We start from the raw sequence: 17,871 nt of genomic DNA, 5'->3' as shown, positions 1-17,871 counted from the left end.
TTTAGGAGTATTTCATGGGCGATTTTTATCAAAACGGTATCATTACAACGCTGCATAATTTGTCAGATAGACCGGTTGAAGCGCTTGAATCAGAGTTGATGGAGTTCTCTAAGCAGCGGCCAATGGGGTTGATCCTACCCTGTCTCTACTCGGAGTTGGAGACCGAAGCGATGCCCAATATTCTTGAGCATCTAAAGCAGGTCCCCTACCTGTCACAGATCGTGATCGGTCTAGATAGGGCCGATGAACAGCAGTACCGTGATGCCTTAAAATTTTTCTCCGATCTTCCACAAAATACCAAAGTGCTCTGGAATGATGGCCCACGTCTGCGTGCCGTTGATGAGATTTTGCAAAGTCATCAGCTATCCCCCGATCAACCCGGTAAGGGGCGGAATGTTTGGTTCTGCATGGGTTATGTATTGGCATCGGGTGTTGCCGAGTCTGTGGCAATGCACGACTGTGATATTTTGACCTACGATCGTTCTCTGCTGGCGCGACTTATCTACCCGGTTGCCAACCCCAACTTCAACTACGAGTTCTGTAAGGGGTTCTATGCGCGGGTGGCTGACGGCAAGATTAATGGTCGTGTCAGTCGATTGTTGGTTACCCCGCTGTTAAGAGCACTGAAGAAAGTGTGTGGGCCTCTCGATTATCTGGAGTATCTAGACAGTTATCGCTACCCCTTGGCGGGCGAGTTTTCGTTCAGACGCGATGTGATGAATGATATTCGTATCCCATCCGATTGGGGGTCTGGAGATTGGCGTATTAAGTGAGATGACTCGCAACTACTCCAACAACCGCCTCTGTCAGGTTGATATTGCCGACATCTACGATCACAAACATCAGGATATCTCGCTCGATAATGAGAATGCCGGACTCTCTAAGATGTCGATCGACATTACCAAAGCGGTGTTCAGAAAGTTGGCGACCAATGGCATTGTCTTTAATCAAGAGACCTTCCGAACCATTAAAGCGACCTACTTCCGGATTGCTCTCGATTTTGTAGAGACCTATCGAAACGATGCTTTGATCAACGGTTTGAAGTTAGACGTTCATCACGAGGAGCAGGCTGTTGAGCTGTTCGCTCAGAACATTATGAAGGCGGGAACTCACTTCTTGGATCATCCAATGGAGACCCCCTTTGTACCAAGCTGGAACCGCGTGATCAGTGCCTGCCCAGATGTGCAGCAGATGATTTTAGATGCGGTCGAAGCGGATATGAGCGAATTTGGGGAGGGTTGATCATGGTGATACTAAACCACACTCCGCTTGAGCAACGCGTAGCCGCACATCTAACGGCACTCTTCCCTGATAAGGATGTTCATGAGCTGACCCGGCAGTGTCTAAAGGTTATGAAGATCTCGGTGGATACCCCCTCTCCTGAACCACATCGAAATATATGGGATCAGTCTGATGTCATGCTGATCACTTATGCTGACTCGCTTAGGAAAGAGGCTGAAGTGCCCCTTAAGACATTGAATGACTTTGTAAAGAGTCGTCTTTCAGAGAGCATCTCGGTGGTTCATCTGCTGCCATTCTTTCCATTCAGTTCCGATGATGGCTTCAGTGTTATGGACTACACCACGGTCAATCCCAGCTGTGGAGATTGGTCTGATATCCGTTCCATGACCCAATCTTTTAAGGTTATGGGTGACCTGGTCATCAATCACTGCTCAAGTCGCAGCCTCTGGTTTGAGAACTACAAAAAAGGGATCGATCCAGGGGCGGGTTACTTTTTTGAAGCCGAGCCTGAATGGGATCTGTCGCAGGTGGTTCGCCCCAGAACTTCGCCTCTTCTTAAAGAGGTACGTACTGTGAATGGCGAGAAGCACGTTTGGTGCACATTCAGTCATGATCAGGTCGATCTAGATTTTACTAATCCAGATCTGCTGCTAGAGATTCTCTCGATCATACATCTCTATCTGGAGCAGGGGATACGTTGGTTCCGCCTCGATGCGGTGGCTTTTTTGTGGAAGGTGCCTGGCACCAGCAGTATCAACTTGCCAGAGACTCATGAGGTGATACGGCTGCTACGACTGCTCATAGAGCACCACTCACCGGACGCCGTCATCATTACCGAGACCAATATTCCCAACTCGGAAAACCTCACCTACTTTGGTAACGCTAATGAAGCGCATCTGATTTATAACTTTTCCCTCCCTCCGTTACTGATTAATACCCTGGTGACAGGTGATTGCACTCATTTGAAGCAGTGGTTGATGACTATGCCTCCTGCCCAATATGGCACAACCTATCTCAACTTTATCGCGTCACATGATGGTGTTGGCTTGCGACCGACTGAAGGGCTGCTGAGCGAATGGGAGATCGACAACCTAATTGGCACCATGCAGAGGTTTGGTGGTCGAGTCAGTTGTCGAACGGACGCCGAAGGAAACTCCAAGCCTTATGAGATCAATATTAGCCTTTGGAATGCTATGGCTGGCACGCATCAGTCGGGTCCTGATGGGCTTCAGTTTGCACGCTTTATCTGTGCAGCAGCAGTAATGATGGCGCTCGAGGGTGTTCCGGCTTTCTACATTCATTCATTGTTAGCGACAGAAAATGATGTCGAACGCATCGAGCACACGGGTAGCTTTAGGTCGATCAATCGTCATGTGTGGGATGCTGATCGATTGGAACAACAGCTCTCTGCAGAGACCCATCACAAAAAGGTGTTCGAAGCGATGCAGGCTCTGCTGAAGGTTCGTCGCAAGCAGCCGGCCTTTCACCCCAACGCGACCATGTACACCTTGCACACAGGGGAATCGCTGTTTGCATTCTGGCGTCAAAGTATCAATCGCTCCCAGAGTATTTTTGCCGTCTATAACATCACCAATGAGCCGCAGACCTTTAATTTGTCGCAGTTGAACCTGGTGATCACCGATGAGTGGACAGATCTCGTTAGTGGAGAGGTGTTTGATGACCGGCTGGCACAAGTGACACTGCGCCCCTATCAATATCTTTGGTTGACCAATAAACCAGCCTAATTCTTTCAGTTATTTGGCACATCGCATAAGCTTGACCTATTAGGGGTTGAGTAGAGCGATGGTGCCAATGAAAGCCATAGTGTTTAGTGCTAGAAAAGATGAGAAGAGTTACCTGATCGACGCCTTTGAGGCTTCAGGTCATGAGGTGATGTTTGAAGAGGTACACCTTAATCGAAAAACTGCCGAGTTGGCGGCCGGTTTCGATGCTGTTGTCGTGTTCGTCAATGATCAGTTGGATGAGTCTTGTCTTGAGAGGCTGGCAGAGCTCAGCGTTAAAACAGTGGCGCTTCGTTGCGCGGGTTATAACAACGTCAATTTAGATGCTGCTAAACGGCTTGGTTTATCGGTTGTACGAGTGCCGGCCTATTCGCCATATGCGGTAGCCGAGCATGCTTTAACGCTTCTGATGACACTCAATCGACACGTTCACAAAGCCTACAATAGAGTGCGAGAGGGTAACTTTTTGCTGGATGGCTTGGTGGGGCGTGATATTCATCGCAAGACGGTTGGGGTAGTCGGCACCGGTAATATTGGTTCAGTCTTCTGCCAAATTATGAGGGGCTTTGACTGTCGTCTGTTAGCCTATGATCCTAATCCCTCTCAAGATCTAATCGAGCAGGGCGTTGAGTACGTAGAGCTTGATAGCTTGCTGGAACAATCAGATTTTATATCCTTGCACTGTCCGCTCACGGCTCAGACGCATCATCTGATTAGTGAGCGTGCATTGGCACTGATGAAACCTAAGGCTATGTTGATCAATACCTCTCGTGGAGGTCTGGTCGATACCAAGGCGGTTATCAATGCACTTAAACAGGGTGGGTTGTCGGGTCTAGCTATCGATGTTTATGAAGAGGAGGCGGATCTCTTCTTTGAAGATCAGTCTAATCGGGTCATTGCGGATGACGATCTGATGCGCTTGATGACCTTTCCCAATGTGATAGTGACCGGGCATCAGGCCTTTTTGACCGAAGAGGCATTAACTAACATTGCTCAGACAATGGCGAACAATCTAACCTGTCTGGAGCAAAACGCCTCTTGTGAGAACCAGCTTGTTTGAAGGTAACCCATGATAAAAACCGTTTTTCTTGATCGATCAACGCTTGGTCCGACGGTCTCAATAACCAAGCCAAGTTTTGAACATGATTGGATTGAGTACGATCGCACCGCTCAGTCTGAAGTGGTCGAACGTCTGCGAGGCGCCCAGATTGCGATCTCTAATAAGGTGCCTATTCGTGCCGAGGCTTTTGAGCAACTGCCTGACTTAAAGTTGATTGCCGTTGCTGCGACAGGTTATGACGTGATTGATGTGGAAGCTGCTCGTGCCCATGGGGTTAGTGTGGTGAATGTTCGTGGCTATGCGACTAATACCGTCCCTGAGCATGTGTTAGCCCTTATGTTTGCACTGCGTCGTTCCATTGTTGGTTATCGCCAAGATGTTATTGATGGTGAGTGGCAGAGAGCTCAGCAGTTCTGCTTTTTTAACCACCCGATCAAAGACCTTGCTGGTACAACCATGGGAATCGTCGGTCGGGGTGCATTGGGTAGCGCTCTGGGGCGTCTCTGCTCGGCACTTGGCATGAAGGTTCTCTATTCTGGACGTAAAGGTGAACAGAACCCGCCTGAGGGTTATACCCCCTTCGATCAATTTCTAGCTCAAAGTGATGTGATCTCACTTCACTGCCCGCTGACCCCGGAAACGCGCGGATTGATTGGTGCAGATGAGTTTGCGCAGATGTCTCGACAACCTATTCTGATCAATGCTGGTCGGGGTGGTTTGGTGGATGAACAGGCGTTAGTTGAAGCGATAAACAGTCAGCAGATTGCAGCAGCGGGCTTCGACTGCTTAACCTCTGAGCCAATCAACGACGACCACCCGTTTCACGCTATCCTCACCAGGCCAAATGTCATAGTGACACCTCATGTTGCCTGGGCAAGTGAAGAGGCGATGCAGACTTTATGGGATCAGTTGATCGGTCATATCGATAATTTTCACAAAGGTGAGCCAAGCAATTTGGTGAACTGATTCTCCTCTCTGGAAGATGTTCTCATGGCGGATGTCAGGCTGAAGGCCTGACACCGTCACTCCGTAGTTATTTTCTTGCACCGGCGACTGGCTTTAGCCTGTCACCCGCTCTCTTATTACGCGCGATATTTCTACTACCGCCCCGCTTTTACACCCCTAATAGATGAATTTATATCCACTTTTTTGAAGTTGCATTGCAGCTTGTGTGGGTCTATAGTGGCGTGGAGTGGTAAAAAGTGGGTTAAAGTGGGTCATAGTGGAGAAATGGTGGGGGAGCCGGCTCTTCGCGTGAGTGGCGATTTAAGTCGCAACTCAAGAGATTCACAGATAGGAGTGGTAACGAATGTTCCGTGGGGTCAACAAAATCAATTTGGATGCGAAGGGGCGCATGGCATTGCCTGCGCGCTATCGCGACCAAATTGCAGACTGCTGCGAGAACCAGTTAGTAGTTACCATCGATACAGAAACTCGCTGTCTACTTCTCTATCCGTTACCGGAGTGGGAAACCATTGAGAAGAAGATTGAGTCTCTACCAAGCTTTAACCCCGCGGCCCGCCGCATCCAGCGTCTGTTGATAGGTCATGCTACTGATCTTGAGCTGGATGCGAACGGCCGTTTTCTATTACCACAACCCCTTCGTGAATATGCGCAGATGGACAAGAAGTTGGTGCTTCTTGGTCAGGGCCGCAAATTTGAGATCTGGAGCGAAGACCAGTGGTTAGCCGCTCGAGATCAATACCTGGCTGAGACCGATGAGTCGAGCGCTCTGCCAGATGATCTTCAAACGCTTTCGCTTTAGGGGGTGACTCAATGAGTGACTCTTTCAAGCACATCACAGTCCTTCTGAACGAAGCGGTCGACGCGCTGGTGCAAGATCCAGCTGGAATTTATGTCGATTGCACCTTTGGTCGTGGCGGCCACAGTGCGTTGGTGTTAGAGAGATTGAATGAAGAGGGTCGTTTAATTGCTATCGATAAAGACCCTGAGGCGATCGCTTTTGCTCATCAACGTTTTGCGGATGAGCCGCGTTTCTCAATTGAGCATGGCTCCTTCTCACGACTTCAATCCTTTATCGAAGCGCGTGGTTTAACGGGCAAGATTTCTGGCGTTTTGATGGATCTGGGTGTTAGCTCACCGCAGCTGGACGATCCCAAGCGTGGCTTCAGCTTCCAGAATGATGGTCCATTAGATATGCGGATGGATACAACGTCTGGCGAGAGTGCCGCGGACTGGATCAATCGTGCCTCTGAAAAAGAGATCGCCGATGTTCTATTTACCTATGGCGAAGAGAAGTTTGGTCGTCGCATGGCGGCGGCGGTTGTTCGTGAGCGAGAGATAGAGCCTATAACCACAACGGCTCGTTTGTCCTCGATCATTGCAGAAGCTAACCCTAAATGGGAGAAAGGCAAGAACCCAGCGACTCGTGCCTTTCAGGGGATTCGAATTCATATCAATAAAGAGCTTGAAGATGTTGAGCAGGTTCTTGATCAATCCCTAGAGGTGCTTGCTGTTGGTGGGCGTCTTGCAGTCATCAGTTTCCACTCGTTAGAAGATCGAATTGTTAAGCGCTTTATTCGTACTTATGTGAAAGGGGATGAGCATCTTCCTGCAGGTATACCGGTTACGCAGGATATGTTGAATCAACGGCTGAAGGCGATTGGTAAGGCGGTCAAAGCGGGCAAGGATGAGGTGTCTGATAACCCACGCTCCCGAAGTGCGGTGATGAGAATAGCGGAGAAACTCAAATGATCCCATTCTCTATACCCTTCAAGGATAGGCTGGCCATAAAGCAGAAGCCAAAGCAACAAACTAAAGAGCTGCCCATGTTAGAACTTGGTCAGCTTTTTGCACCTCTGGTCTCTGGCTTTTTATTGATTGCTTTCATCTTTATCTCAGCCTTGGCGGTGATCTACACCGCTTACGACTACCGTCGTCTGTTCAATCAGCATCAGGCCCTGGTGCGTCAAAGTGACGAGCTACGCATTGAGTGGGGGCAGCTGTTGCTAGAGCAGTCGGCTTGGGGTGCAAACAACCGAGTTGAAGTGTTGGCAGAGCAGCGCTTAGGCATGAAGATGCCTAAAGCTAATGAGATTAGGCTGGCGATCGATGAGTAACGAAGAGGTGGTACAGACTCAAGCGGCAAAAGGCTGGCGGCTGTGGTTGGTCTTCATTGCGCTCGTGCTAATCTCTGGTGTGATTGTCGCTAAGATGGTGTCGCTCTATACAGCGGAGCAGGCGTTTCTGCAGAAGCAGGGTGATGCTCGATCGCTTCGCACTCGCTTAACGCCTGCGCATCGCGGCTTGATTACCGATCGCCATGGTGACCCCTTGGCGGTCAGTGCACCGGTGGCGACCATTTGGGCTGACCCTAAAGAGACTGATCTACAAAATTCAAACTTGCCTCAGTTGGCTCGTCTGTTGAGTCTTAACCCGCAATCACTACTCAACTCTCTAAAAGAGAATCCATCACGCCGCTTCATGTACCTTAAACGACAGGTGACGCCTGAATTGGCAGAGCATGTGAATGATCTCAATATTCGTGGTATCCATGTCGATCAAACCTTCCGTCGCTTCTACCCGACCGGCGAAGTGTCAACTCACTTAGTTGGGTTCACAAATGTGGACGGAAAAGGGCAAGAGGGCTTTGAGTTGGCCTTTGATGAGATGCTGCATGGCGAACCTGGTCGAGCGCTGGTTCTTCAGGATCGCAAGGGACGCACCATCAAACACCTAAAATCTCTGCAGGAGGCAGATCCAGGTGAAGATTTAGCGCTCAGTATCGATCTGCGTTTACAGTATTTAGCCTACCGTGAGCTCAAAGACGCGGTTCAGACGCATAAGGCCGATTCGGCATCGGCAGTTATTCTCGATGCTCGTACTGGTGAGGTATTGGCCCTAGTTAATCAGCCCTCTTACAACCCGAACGATCGCCGAAATTTAAACCCTAACGGGCTGCGTAATCGTGCAGTTACCGATATTTTTGAACCGGGCTCAACGATGAAGCCGATCACAGTTGCCGCCGCCTTAATGAGTGGCGATTACCAGTTTGAAGATGTGATCGATACCTCCCCAGGTTATATCCGAGTTCGAGGTTCATCCATTCGTGACCACCGTAATTACGGTGAATTGGATATGACAGGCATCATCACCAAATCGAGTAACGTCGGTGTCGTTAAGCTGGCGCTATCGATGGAGAGTGACGCGGTTCGTAACCTGATGTTTAACATGGGACTGGGTCAGCCCACCAATACCGGTTTTCCAGGCGAGCGCTCAGGTGTGCTGCCTTTCCTAAGTGAACGTCAAGAGGTAGAACGTGCGACCTTGTCCTACGGATATGGTCTATCGGTGACGCCGCTGCAGTTAGCTCAATCGTACATTCCCTTCGCGAATCGGGGCGTCAAACTGCCTATATCACTTTACAAGTTGGACGAAAAGCCCAAGGGTGAGCGCGTGATGCCAGCCGAGGTGGCTACCCAGGTGCTTGGCATGATGGAAACGGTTGTTACGCCAATTGGTACGGCTAAACAGGCCGCAGTGACCGGCTACCGTGTTGGGGGTAAGACGGGTACAGCTCACAAAGCCGTTGCTGGCGGTTACGCAGAAGATGCCTATGCCTCAGTATTTGCCGGCATCGCACCGATCAGTGATCCTCGAATTGTCATGGTGGTGATGGTCGATAATCCTAAAGGCCAAGAGTATTACGGCGGTGCGGTTGCTGCGCCCGTCTTTTCACGAGTGATGGGCGGTGTGCTGCGCTTAATGAATATCCCACCCGATAACTGGGAAGAGGCAAGTATGCAGGTGGCCTCAAAATGACCCAGTTATCAATGCAGTGGAATCTTAATGAACTCCTAATGCCATTTGGCCTAAGGAGCTCTGAGGTTTCTGTTACGCGACTATCGCAAGACAGTCGTGAAGATCAGACCGGCTCTCTGTTTGTGGCGCGTTCGGGTGCCAACTACAGTGCATGCGATTTCGCTGAGCAGGCCGTTAACAAGGGCGCTAAAGCGGTTATATTGCAGGGTACGGCAGCTGAGGCATCTGAGTTAGCTGAAAAACTGAATGTCGAGGTGATCGCTTGGCAGCCTGAGATCTGCTCTTTGGCTCAGTTGGCTGATCGCTTTTACCGATCACCCTCTCGTTCGATGACGCTGGTCGGTATTACCGGTACCAACGGTAAAACTTCCTGTGCTCACTTCCTCGTTCAACTGCTCTCACAATTGGGCCGTCGAGCCGCTATGTTGGGCACAATTGGTATTGGCTTTTTAGACGATCTTAAGGTCTCTAGTCATACCACGCTGGATCCGATTGCCTTGCAAAGAACTCTGGCTGAGTTGCTTGAAGCGGGCGCTGACAGCGTAGTGATGGAGGTGTCGAGCCACGCCATTGATCAGGGGCGAATCGATCAGCTAGCCTTTGATTTAGTGGCCTACACCAACCTGTCACGTGACCACCTGGACTACCACGGTTCGATGGAAGCTTATGCCGCCGCCAAAGCGAAGTTGTTTGACGCCTATGGGGCACCGCTGCAATTGATTAATGCCGATGATGAGTACGCGGTAACTTTGTTAAATAGGCCAACCGACGCAAGGCGCTTAAGCTTCTCTACGACATCGAAATCAGCGGATGTCGCTTCGTACGACCCTAAGTTTAGTGCCAAAGGACTCTCATTTACGCTAGAGATGATGGATCAAACCATCAGGGTAGACGCACCACTGATGGGTAGCTTTAACCTCTCCAATCTGACTCTGGTGATCGGTGCAGCGGCGATGCTGGGTTATGACCTAAGTGATGTAGAGCGATCTGTCTCTAAAGTTCAGCCGGTGCCGGGTCGTATGGAAGTAGTCTCTAACGCAACCGAGCCTTGTGTCATCGTTGATTATGCCCACACGCCGGATGCGTTAGAGAAAGCGCTAACCGCCTGTCGAGAGCATTTGGCCGGTGGCGAATTGCTGACTCTGTTTGGCTGCGGCGGTGACCGTGATCGTGGAAAACGCCCAATGATGGCAGCCATTGCCGAGCAGTTGGCGGATCGGATTTGGGTGACCAGTGACAACCCTCGCACCGAAAACCCTCAAGCGATTATTGATGAAGTGATGCAAGGTTTTGCTGGCGTTAAGCCTGTCTTTGAAGTGATCGGTCGTGCCGATGCGATTGATCAGATTATTGCTCAGGCATCGGTTAACGACATCGTTTTGATCGCCGGTAAAGGTCACGAAGATTATCAAGAGATCAATGGCGAACGCCTGCCCTTCTCAGATCAAAAACAGGCTCTGTCAGCATTGAGAGGAGGTGTCACACTATGATGCGCGATTACTCTCTGATAGAGCTTGCGGCCGTATTAAACGCTGAACTTAAAGGTTCAGATACAAAGATTGAACGTGTGATTACTGACAGTCGCAAAGCCTGTTCGGGTGATCTCTTCGTCGCTCTAAAAGGAGAGCGATTTGATGCTCATGCGTTCGTTGAACAGGTTAGTCAGCAAGGTGCATCGGCCGCTGTTGTCGATCATCCACTCGAGCTGCCTATTGCTCAGCTAGTCGTAGCCGATCCCCGAATAGCATTGGGACAACTGGGTGCACTGAATCGTCAGCAATTTTCTGGTCAGTTGGTTGCTGTGACAGGAAGTGCCGGTAAAACCAGTGTTAAAGAGATGCTCGCATTGATGTTCTCCTCGCTGGCGCCCACTTTGGCTACTCAGGGCAATTTGAATAATGACATTGGTGCACCACTGACCCTGCTTGAGCTCTCACCCGAGCATCAGTTTGCAGTGATTGAATTGGGTGCTAGCGCAGTCGGTGAGATCGATTACACCGCTGCACTGACTCAGCCAAATATCGCCATTCTTAACAATGCAATGGAAGCCCATGTAGAGGGGTTCGGTAGCCTTGAGAATATCGTGCAGGCTAAGTCAGAGATCTATAACGGCCTCGTTGAGAGCGGAGTCGGAATCGTTAATTTAGATGATCCGCATGGCCAGGTTTGGACAGATAAGCTGGATCGTTTGAATAAGCGCTGGATCGGTTTTGGTTTGAATGAATCGGCAGAGTTATCCGCAACGAATCTGAGAGTGAATGACCAGGGTTGCTTTGGATTTACTCTGACATATCAAGGCAATCAATACGCTGTTCAGCTCTCTGTTATGGGGCGTCACATGGTCTTCAATGCGCTTGCAGCCCTTGCTGCTTGGGTCGCTTCGGGTCAGCCCATTGCCAGCGCAATCAAACCGCTGCAAAACTACACAGGGTTCAAGGGGCGCCTGCAGGTTCATTCACTCAAGCCCTCTCTTGCATTGATTGATGACTCCTACAACGCTAGCCCTTCCGCCGTTAAAGCCGCCATCGATACTCTGATGACTCTGGATGGCGAGCACCTGCTTGTCCTCGGAGATATGGCCGAGTTGGGTGCTGACGCGGAGGCGCTTCATTCAGAGATCGGTCGTTATGCCAAGCAGCAGGGGGTTGATCGTCTGATGGCAACGGGTCCTCTGATGGCCAATGCGGTGTCAGCTTTCGGCGAAGGGGCGAGTCATTTCGCTTCGCGTGATGAATTGATTACTGAGTTAACACATAACCTGCCTAAAGAGGGTGCTCTGCTGGTTAAAGGTTCACGAAGTGCAGCGATGGATCGTGTCGTCGATGCACTAATAGAGATGGAAAAATAGTATGTTGGTCTACTTAGCAGATTACCTTTCTCAGTTTTATAGCGGCTTCAATGTCTTCAAGTACATTACGCTGCGCGGCATTATGGGTGTGTTAACGGCCCTCGCCATGGCGCTTTGGATGGGACCTCACCTGATTAGAAAGCTTCAGATAAAACAGATAGGACAGGCTGTTCGCAACGATGGGCCAGAGTCACACCTAAGCAAAGCTGGCACACCGACTATGGGCGGTGCGCTGATTATTCTAGCGATTATCACCAGTACCTTACTCTGGTCAGACTTAACGAACCCCTATGTTTGGGTGACGCTGTTTGTACTGGTGGTGTTTGGTGCTGTTGGCTGGGTGGATGACTGGCGCAAAGTCATTGAAAAAGACTCACGAGGTCTGCCTGCAAAGTGGAAATACCTGTGGCAATCTGTGGGCGGTGCCGCGGCCGCTGTGGCGCTCTTTTGGTTGGCCGAAACACCCGCTGAAACCGATCTCTTGATTCCGTTCTTCAAAGATACCGCGCTGTCACTGGGTCTGCTTTTTATACCCTTCGCCTATTTTGTCATTGTCGGAAGTTCCAACGCAGTCAACCTAACCGATGGTTTGGACGGCTTAGCCATTCTTCCGACGGTTATGGTGGCCGGTGCACTGGCGGTTTTTGCCTACCTGACGGGTCACGTTAAGTTTGCAGAGTACCTCAATATCCCTTACATCCCTGGCGCCGGTGAGTTGATCATTCTGCTCGGCGCCATTATTGGTGCCGGTTTAGGATTCCTCTGGTTTAACACCTACCCAGCGATGGTCTTTATGGGCGATGTAGGTGCACTCGCGCTAGGCGCTGTATTGGGTGTGGTCGCGGTTATTGTTCGCCAAGAGCTGGTACTTCTCATTATGGGCGGAATTTTTGTGCTGGAAACGGTCTCAGTCATTCTGCAAGTGGCGTCGTTCAAATTGACGGGGCGTCGCATCTTTAGAATGGCTCCAATCCATCACCACTTTGAGTTGAAGGGTTGGCCTGAGCCACGAGTCATCGTCCGTTTCTGGATCATCAGTTTTGTACTGGTGTTGATCGGCTTAGCCTCATTAAAAATACGATAGGAAATAACGTGTCACTGATTACCAGCGATAAGCGCAGAATCATTATTGGCCTAGGTCAAACTGGCCAGAGCATCGCACGCTTCTTTGCAAGTCGTGGTCTGCCGTTTGCCGCTTGTGATACACGTGAGACAGCTGCTGCAATTGATGCATTCCGTCATCAGTACCCTGAAGTTGAGCTACAAACCGGTCCGCTCAATGGTGAATGGCTGAGTCAGGCAGATGAGCTAGTGATCAGTCCAGGTGTCGCTAAAGATCAGCCTGCGATTCAGGCAGCCATAGCATCGGGTGCTAAATTGATCGGTGATATTGATCTGTTTGCTCGCGAGGTAACGGCTCCGATCATTGCGATTACCGGTTCCAATGGTAAAAGTACCGTTACGACGCTAGTTTGGCAGATGGCCGTCGATGCTGGATGCCGTGCAGAGATTGGCGGTAACATTGGTATTCCGGTTCTGGATCTATTAGCCAAGCCGGCTGCCGATCTCTATGTTTTAGAGCTCTCCAGTTTTCAACTTGAAACCACACATGATCTCAAAGCATCAGCAGCGACCGTATTGAACATGTCGGCAGATCATATGGATCGTTATGACGGTATGCAGGGGTATCATGCAGCGAAACACCGCATCTATCGCCACTGTCAGCAGGCGATTTTTAATCGTGAAGATGCTCTTTCAAGACCTCTAGTACCGAACAGCACTAAACAGACCTCCTTTGGTTTGGGAGCGCCCGACCTTAATCAGTACGGCCGATTGATGGTTGAGGGTAAGCCTTGGTTAGCAAAAGGTGCTGAGGCCCTTATGCCAGTTGCCGATATGAAGATGCGTGGCGAACACAATGAGTTGAACGCATTGGCGGCTCTGGCTCTGTGCGAATCTCAGGGACTGAAACTATCGTCCCTTTTAAAGACCCTGTCTCAATTCCCGGGACTCGAACACCGCTGTCAGTGGATTGCAGAGCGAGAGGGTGTCAGCTGGTTCAACGACTCTAAAGGGACTAATCTTGGCGCTACACTGGCTGCCGTTGTGGGTCTTGGAGAGACGCAAGAACGCACACACTCATTAATCTTGATCGCGGGTGGACAAGCTAAAGGTCAGGATTTTTCGGGCCTAAAACTACCTAGCCAACGCTACTTAAAATCACTCATTCTGATCGGGGAAGATCGCCAACAGATGGCCGATGAGATCGGTTTTGAAGCAACCTGTTTTGCCGATTCATTGATGGACGCAGTGCGTTTGGCTGAGTCTCAAGCAGAGTCGGGTGATGCGGTTCTGTTATCCCCAGCTTGTGCAAGTTTCGATATGTTCACAGGGTTTGAAGATCGTGGTCATCAGTTTGTGGCGGCCGTGAGAGAGGTGTTGTCATGCGATTAACACTTCCCCATTTTAGTAAGCTTTGGAATTTTAAATTGCCTGCGGAGCTGCGTGTTCCTCAGGGCACTTTACCTTTCGATCCACTGTTGATGATGAGTATGCTAGCACTGATGCTGACAGGCCTTGTCATGATCTCTTCAGCCTCTATGGATGTTGCAGCGGCTAAATTTGGTGGGCCATTCTTCTTCATTTTTAGGCACGGCCTATTTGTTGTGGCAGCGCTGTTAGTGGTTGCACTGCTGGTGAGAATTCCCATTACTGTTTGGGAGCGTTTCTCAGTCTGGCTGCTCTTCTTGGGACTGTTGTTGCTGTTGATTGTTTTAGTGCCTGGCATCGGCCGCGAGGTCAATGGTAGTCAGCGTTGGATAGGACTGGGTAGCTTCAATCTACAGGCCTCAGAGGTCGCTAAGGTCTGTATGGTGATGTTTATTGCGGGCTATCTGGTGCGCCGTCTACACGAGGTTAGATCGACTTGGAAGGGGGTTGTGAAACCTGCTATTCCACTGGCGTTCTATGTTTTTGCACTCTACCTAGAGCCGGATTACGGTGCCATCGTTGTTACAACTGCAACGGTTATGGGCATGATCTTCCTGGGTGGAATGCGACTGTTACAGTTAGTTACTGTTGTTGGCGTTGTCGGAGTGTTGGTCGGTGCGATGGCGTTGACTCAAACTTACCGTTTGAAACGTCTGCAGTCTTTCTCGGATCCTTGGGCGGATCCATACGGTGCTGGCTATCAGCTCTCTCAAGCGCAGATCGCTTTTGGTCGCGGAGAGTGGTTTGGAACCGGTCTTGGTAACAGCGTACAAAAACTCTTCTACCTACCCGAAGCCCATACAGACTTTGTCTACTCAGTTCTCGCGGAAGAGCTCGGTCTGATCGGTGCCATGGCGGTTGTTGTTTTGTATGTGGTTTTAATCGCTCGAATCTTCTTGATCGGTCGCCAGGCTGAGAAGCAGCAACGCTTTTTTATGAGCTACATCTCCTACGGTTTCGGGTTCATTCTTGCGGGTCAGGCGATGATCAATATCGGTGTGAACGTGGGCGCATTGCCAACCAAAGGTCTGACGTTGCCGCTGATGAGTTACGGTGGTTCATCGCTGATTATCTGTGCGGCGATGATCGCCATCGTGCAGCGCGTGGATTATGAGCTGAAACGTGAGCGTCTGGGGATGAAGCCCGTCGAGAGCCGTTGGAGTCGATTCTGGTCACGCTGGACACAGGAGGCCTCTCATGAGTCAGTCTAAACGCCTACTCATTATGGCCGGCGGTACCGGCGGGCATGTCTACCCAGCACTTGCCGTGGCTGATCTGTTGCGTGCTGAGGGTCACCAGGTGGAGTGGTTAGGTTCTGTTCGTGGCATTGAAAATCGAGTGGTCCCTGAAGCGGGCATTAGGTTGCATGCCATTAATGTCTCAGGCCTAAGAGGGAAAGGCAAACTGAGCCTTATTGCTGCGCCTTTCAAATTAATTAAGGCGCTATGGCAAGCCTATAAGGTAGTAAAACAGGTTCAGCCAGATACCGTTCTGGGTATGGGTGGTTTTGCGTCGGGGCCTGGAGCCCTGGCCGCTTGGCTACTCAATAAGCCTCTAGTGATTCATGAGCAAAATGCGGTCGCTGGATTGACGAATACACAGTCTCGTCGATTTGCTAAACGTGTACTCCAAGCCTTTCCCAACGCCTTTAAATCGGGCGCACAAGGTGAAGTGGTTGGCAATCCTATTCGTGGCCCTATCTTGGATGTTGCAGCTCCTTCTGAACGGTTTGCAGGGCGAAGCGGGGCTATCAATTGCCTAGTAGTGGGGGGCAGTCTGGGTGCATTAGCGATCAACGACTTGGTACCTCAAGCTGTGGCTAGATTGTCATCTGAAGAGCGCCCCAATCTGTGGCATCAATCAGGACCAACGCACATTGAGCGTTGCCAACAGGCTTATGCTGATGCAGGTGTTGATGCCGAGGTCGTGCCCTACATTGAATCCATGGATGAGGCTTATGCCTGGGCCGATCTGGTGATCTGCCGAGCGGGGGCATTAACCGTCTCTGAAATTGCGATAGCCGGTGTGCCTGCTCTGTTTATTCCCTTCCCTCATGCGGTTGATGACCATCAAACAGCAAACGCTCAGTATTTGGTTGACGCAAAGGGTGCAGACCTAATTGCACAAAAGAATTTAACAGCCGAGGGACTCTCTCTATGGCTGAAACAACATCAATCTCGAACCGATCTGTTGGCCATGGCTAACGCTTCGCGTTCTCAGGCGAAACCAGACGCAACCCGTCAGGTCGCTGATATCTGTTTGGAGGTGGCCCTATGAGCCCAAAAGCCGGACATCGTAAAGAGTATGAAGTGCCAGAGATGCGCCGTATTAACCGAATCCACTTTGTGGGCATCGGAGGTGTGGGTATGTGTGGCATCGCCGAAGTGTTATTGAACCAGGGTTATGCTATCTCCGGTTCTGATATCCGTGAGTCGGCAGTGACCAATCGACTTAAGTCACTCGGCGCGACCATTTTTATTGGCCATGCGGCTGAGAATGTCGAGGGGATAGATGTCCTAGTCACCTCAACAGCGGTCGATCAAACCAATCCAGAAGTTGCCCGCGCCAAAGAGCAGTTAATACCGGTTGTTCGTCGTGCTGAAATGTTGGCCGAGTTGATGCGCTACCGCCATGGGATTGCAGTGGCAGGCACACACGGTAAAACAACGACGACCAGTTTGGTTGCCTCTATTCTCGCAGAAGCACAACAGTCACCCACCTTTGTGATCGGCGGTCGTCTAACCAGTGCAGGCACCAATGCTCAGCTTGGGCGCAGTCGTTACTTAGTCGCTGAAGCGGATGAGTCTGATGCCTCATTCCTGCACCTGCAGCCGATGGTGGCGATTGTCACCAACATCGATGCCGATCATATGGATACCTACGACGGTGACTTCGGCAAGTTGAAGCAGACCTTTATCCGTTTTCTGCAGAATCTCCCATTTTACGGACTGGCCGTTATGTGTATCGATGATCCCGTCGTGCGCGAATTGATGCCAGAGGTTGGGCGCCCCATGCTCAGTTATGGCTTCTCTGAAGATGCAGACTTCCAAGCCTATGATCTTGAACAGAATGGACTGCAGAGCCGTTTTAAAGTGAAACGTCCAGGTGGCCTTAGTGATCTTTCGGTCTGTCTAAATATGCCAGGACGCCACAACGTGTTGAACGCACTCGCGGCGATTGCCGTGGCAACGGATGAAGAGATCGACGATGCCGCGATCTGTCGAGCATTGGAGAAGTTCGAAGGCGTGGGCCGTCGTTTCCAGGTGTTGGGTGAGCTGCCACTAGAGAGTGGTAGCGTGACACTGGTTGATGATTACGGTCACCACCCACGTGAGGTGCAGGCGGTTATCAGTGCGGTCGAAGAGGGCTGGCCGGGTCGTCGCTTAGTGATGGTCTATCAGCCTCACCGCTACACACGTACGCGTGATCTCTATGAAGATTTTGTTCAGGTGTTGCAACGTCCCGATCAGCTACTGCTGCTTGAGGTCTATGCAGCCGGTGAGGAGGCGATTCCAGGCGCGGACACACGTTCCCTCTGCCGTTCTCTGCGTCAACGTGGCAAAGAGCCCATTTTTGTTGAATCAAATGAGCACATAGCCGAGATGTTGAAAGAGGTTCTGCAACCGGGTGATCTGCTTCTGACTCAGGGTGCAGGGAACATCACAACGCTGGCTCACCAGCTACGTGAACACTGGGGTGAGGTCTAA

Annotated in this window: 14 protein-coding genes and 1 pseudogene; all 15 read left to right on the top strand. The window is 50.6% G+C overall.

Features of this window, described 5'->3' with window-relative positions; translation table 11 throughout:
* Positions 1-14: 14 nt before the first annotated feature.
* The 15 genes and pseudogenes from XMD579_RS09690 (at position 15) to murC (ending at position 17,871) form a co-directional block, all read left to right on the top strand.
* Positions 15-1,242: pseudogene (locus XMD579_RS09690) on the top strand (glycosyl transferase).
* Positions 1,243-1,244: 2 nt separating this feature from the next.
* Positions 1,245-2,987, top strand: coding sequence for an alpha-amylase family glycosyl hydrolase (locus XMD579_RS09685; RefSeq protein WP_173483067.1), 1,743 nt, complete (start codon positions 1,245-1,247; stop codon positions 2,985-2,987).
* A 79-nt stretch (positions 2,988-3,066) separates the two neighbouring features.
* On the top strand, positions 3,067-4,044 hold the full coding sequence (locus tag XMD579_RS09680) for a 2-hydroxyacid dehydrogenase (RefSeq protein ID WP_371815202.1): 978 nt from the start codon (positions 3,067-3,069) through the stop codon (positions 4,042-4,044).
* A 9-nt stretch (positions 4,045-4,053) separates the two neighbouring features.
* Positions 4,054-5,010 carry a D-2-hydroxyacid dehydrogenase gene (locus XMD579_RS09675; RefSeq protein ID WP_173481284.1) on the top strand — a complete coding sequence of 319 codons (957 nt, stop codon included), beginning with the start codon at positions 4,054-4,056 and terminating at the stop codon, positions 5,008-5,010.
* A 343-nt stretch (positions 5,011-5,353) separates the two neighbouring features.
* Positions 5,354-5,809, top strand: a complete 456-nt coding sequence (gene mraZ / locus XMD579_RS09670) for a division/cell wall cluster transcriptional repressor MraZ (RefSeq protein WP_173481283.1) — start codon at positions 5,354-5,356, stop codon at positions 5,807-5,809.
* A gap of 11 nt (positions 5,810-5,820) precedes the next feature.
* Positions 5,821-6,759, top strand: a complete 939-nt coding sequence (gene rsmH, locus XMD579_RS09665; protein WP_173481282.1) for a 16S rRNA (cytosine(1402)-N(4))-methyltransferase RsmH — start codon at positions 5,821-5,823, stop codon at positions 6,757-6,759.
* Between the two features lie 74 nt (positions 6,760-6,833).
* Positions 6,834-7,124 (top strand): cell division protein FtsL, encoded by a 291-nt coding sequence (gene ftsL / locus XMD579_RS09660; protein WP_173506304.1) that lies wholly within the window; start codon positions 6,834-6,836, stop codon positions 7,122-7,124.
* Positions 7,117-8,826, top strand: a complete 1,710-nt coding sequence (locus XMD579_RS09655; protein WP_173506303.1) for a penicillin-binding protein 2 — start codon at positions 7,117-7,119, stop codon at positions 8,824-8,826. The genes ftsL and XMD579_RS09655 overlap by 8 nt, the downstream gene beginning before the upstream one ends.
* Positions 8,823-10,316: a UDP-N-acetylmuramoyl-L-alanyl-D-glutamate--2,6-diaminopimelate ligase gene (locus XMD579_RS09650; RefSeq protein ID WP_254443123.1), complete on the top strand. Its 1,494-nt coding sequence runs from the start codon at positions 8,823-8,825 to the stop codon at positions 10,314-10,316. Before XMD579_RS09655 ends, XMD579_RS09650 begins: the two co-directional genes overlap by 4 nt.
* Positions 10,313-11,674, top strand: a complete 1,362-nt coding sequence (gene murF, locus XMD579_RS09645; RefSeq protein ID WP_173506302.1) for a UDP-N-acetylmuramoyl-tripeptide--D-alanyl-D-alanine ligase — start codon at positions 10,313-10,315, stop codon at positions 11,672-11,674. The genes XMD579_RS09650 and murF overlap by 4 nt, the downstream gene beginning before the upstream one ends.
* Before the next feature lies 1 nt (position 11,675).
* On the top strand, positions 11,676-12,758 hold the full coding sequence (mraY, locus tag XMD579_RS09640; RefSeq protein WP_173481278.1) for a phospho-N-acetylmuramoyl-pentapeptide-transferase: 1,083 nt from the start codon (positions 11,676-11,678) through the stop codon (positions 12,756-12,758).
* Between the two features lie 8 nt (positions 12,759-12,766).
* Positions 12,767-14,128: a UDP-N-acetylmuramoyl-L-alanine--D-glutamate ligase gene (gene murD / locus XMD579_RS09635; protein ID WP_173481277.1), complete on the top strand. Its 1,362-nt coding sequence runs from the start codon at positions 12,767-12,769 to the stop codon at positions 14,126-14,128.
* Positions 14,119-15,375: a putative lipid II flippase FtsW gene (ftsW, locus tag XMD579_RS09630; protein ID WP_173483063.1), complete on the top strand. Its 1,257-nt coding sequence runs from the start codon at positions 14,119-14,121 to the stop codon at positions 15,373-15,375. The genes murD and ftsW overlap by 10 nt, the downstream gene beginning before the upstream one ends.
* Complete coding sequence (murG, locus tag XMD579_RS09625) at positions 15,362-16,441, top strand: undecaprenyldiphospho-muramoylpentapeptide beta-N-acetylglucosaminyltransferase (protein ID WP_173506301.1); 1,080 nt, start codon at positions 15,362-15,364, stop codon at positions 16,439-16,441. The genes ftsW and murG overlap by 14 nt, the downstream gene beginning before the upstream one ends.
* Positions 16,438-17,871, top strand: a complete 1,434-nt coding sequence (murC, locus tag XMD579_RS09620) for a UDP-N-acetylmuramate--L-alanine ligase (protein ID WP_173506300.1) — start codon at positions 16,438-16,440, stop codon at positions 17,869-17,871. Before murG ends, murC begins: the two co-directional genes overlap by 4 nt.

The organism is Marinobacterium sp. xm-d-579 (assembly GCF_013282935.1).
GTDB lineage: Bacteria > Pseudomonadota > Gammaproteobacteria > Pseudomonadales > Balneatricaceae > Marinobacterium_E.
This window is presented reverse-complemented; position numbering and strand designations above follow the sequence as displayed.

Excerpts from the sequence above, each read along its gene's own strand:
- ftsW (WP_173483063.1), top strand. The coding sequence starts at position 14,119 with ATGCGATTAACACTTCCCCATTTTAGTAAGCTTTGGAATTTTAAATTG.
- murC (WP_173506300.1), top strand. The coding sequence starts at position 16,438 with ATGAGCCCAAAAGCCGGACATCGTAAAGAGTATGAAGTGCCAGAGATG.
- murG (WP_173506301.1), top strand. The coding sequence starts at position 15,362 with ATGAGTCAGTCTAAACGCCTACTCATTATGGCCGGCGGTACCGGCGGG.
- XMD579_RS09655 (WP_173506303.1), top strand. The coding sequence starts at position 7,117 with ATGAGTAACGAAGAGGTGGTACAGACTCAAGCGGCAAAAGGCTGGCGG.
- ftsL (WP_173506304.1), top strand. The coding sequence starts at position 6,834 with ATGTTAGAACTTGGTCAGCTTTTTGCACCTCTGGTCTCTGGCTTTTTA.
- murF (WP_173506302.1), top strand. The coding sequence starts at position 10,313 with ATGATGCGCGATTACTCTCTGATAGAGCTTGCGGCCGTATTAAACGCT.
- rsmH (WP_173481282.1), top strand. The coding sequence starts at position 5,821 with ATGAGTGACTCTTTCAAGCACATCACAGTCCTTCTGAACGAAGCGGTC.
- mraY (WP_173481278.1), top strand. The coding sequence starts at position 11,676 with ATGTTGGTCTACTTAGCAGATTACCTTTCTCAGTTTTATAGCGGCTTC.
- XMD579_RS09675 (WP_173481284.1), top strand. The coding sequence starts at position 4,054 with ATGATAAAAACCGTTTTTCTTGATCGATCAACGCTTGGTCCGACGGTC.
- XMD579_RS09650 (WP_254443123.1), top strand. The coding sequence starts at position 8,823 with ATGACCCAGTTATCAATGCAGTGGAATCTTAATGAACTCCTAATGCCA.
- mraZ (WP_173481283.1), top strand. The coding sequence starts at position 5,354 with ATGTTCCGTGGGGTCAACAAAATCAATTTGGATGCGAAGGGGCGCATG.
- XMD579_RS09685 (WP_173483067.1), top strand. The coding sequence starts at position 1,245 with ATGGTGATACTAAACCACACTCCGCTTGAGCAACGCGTAGCCGCACAT.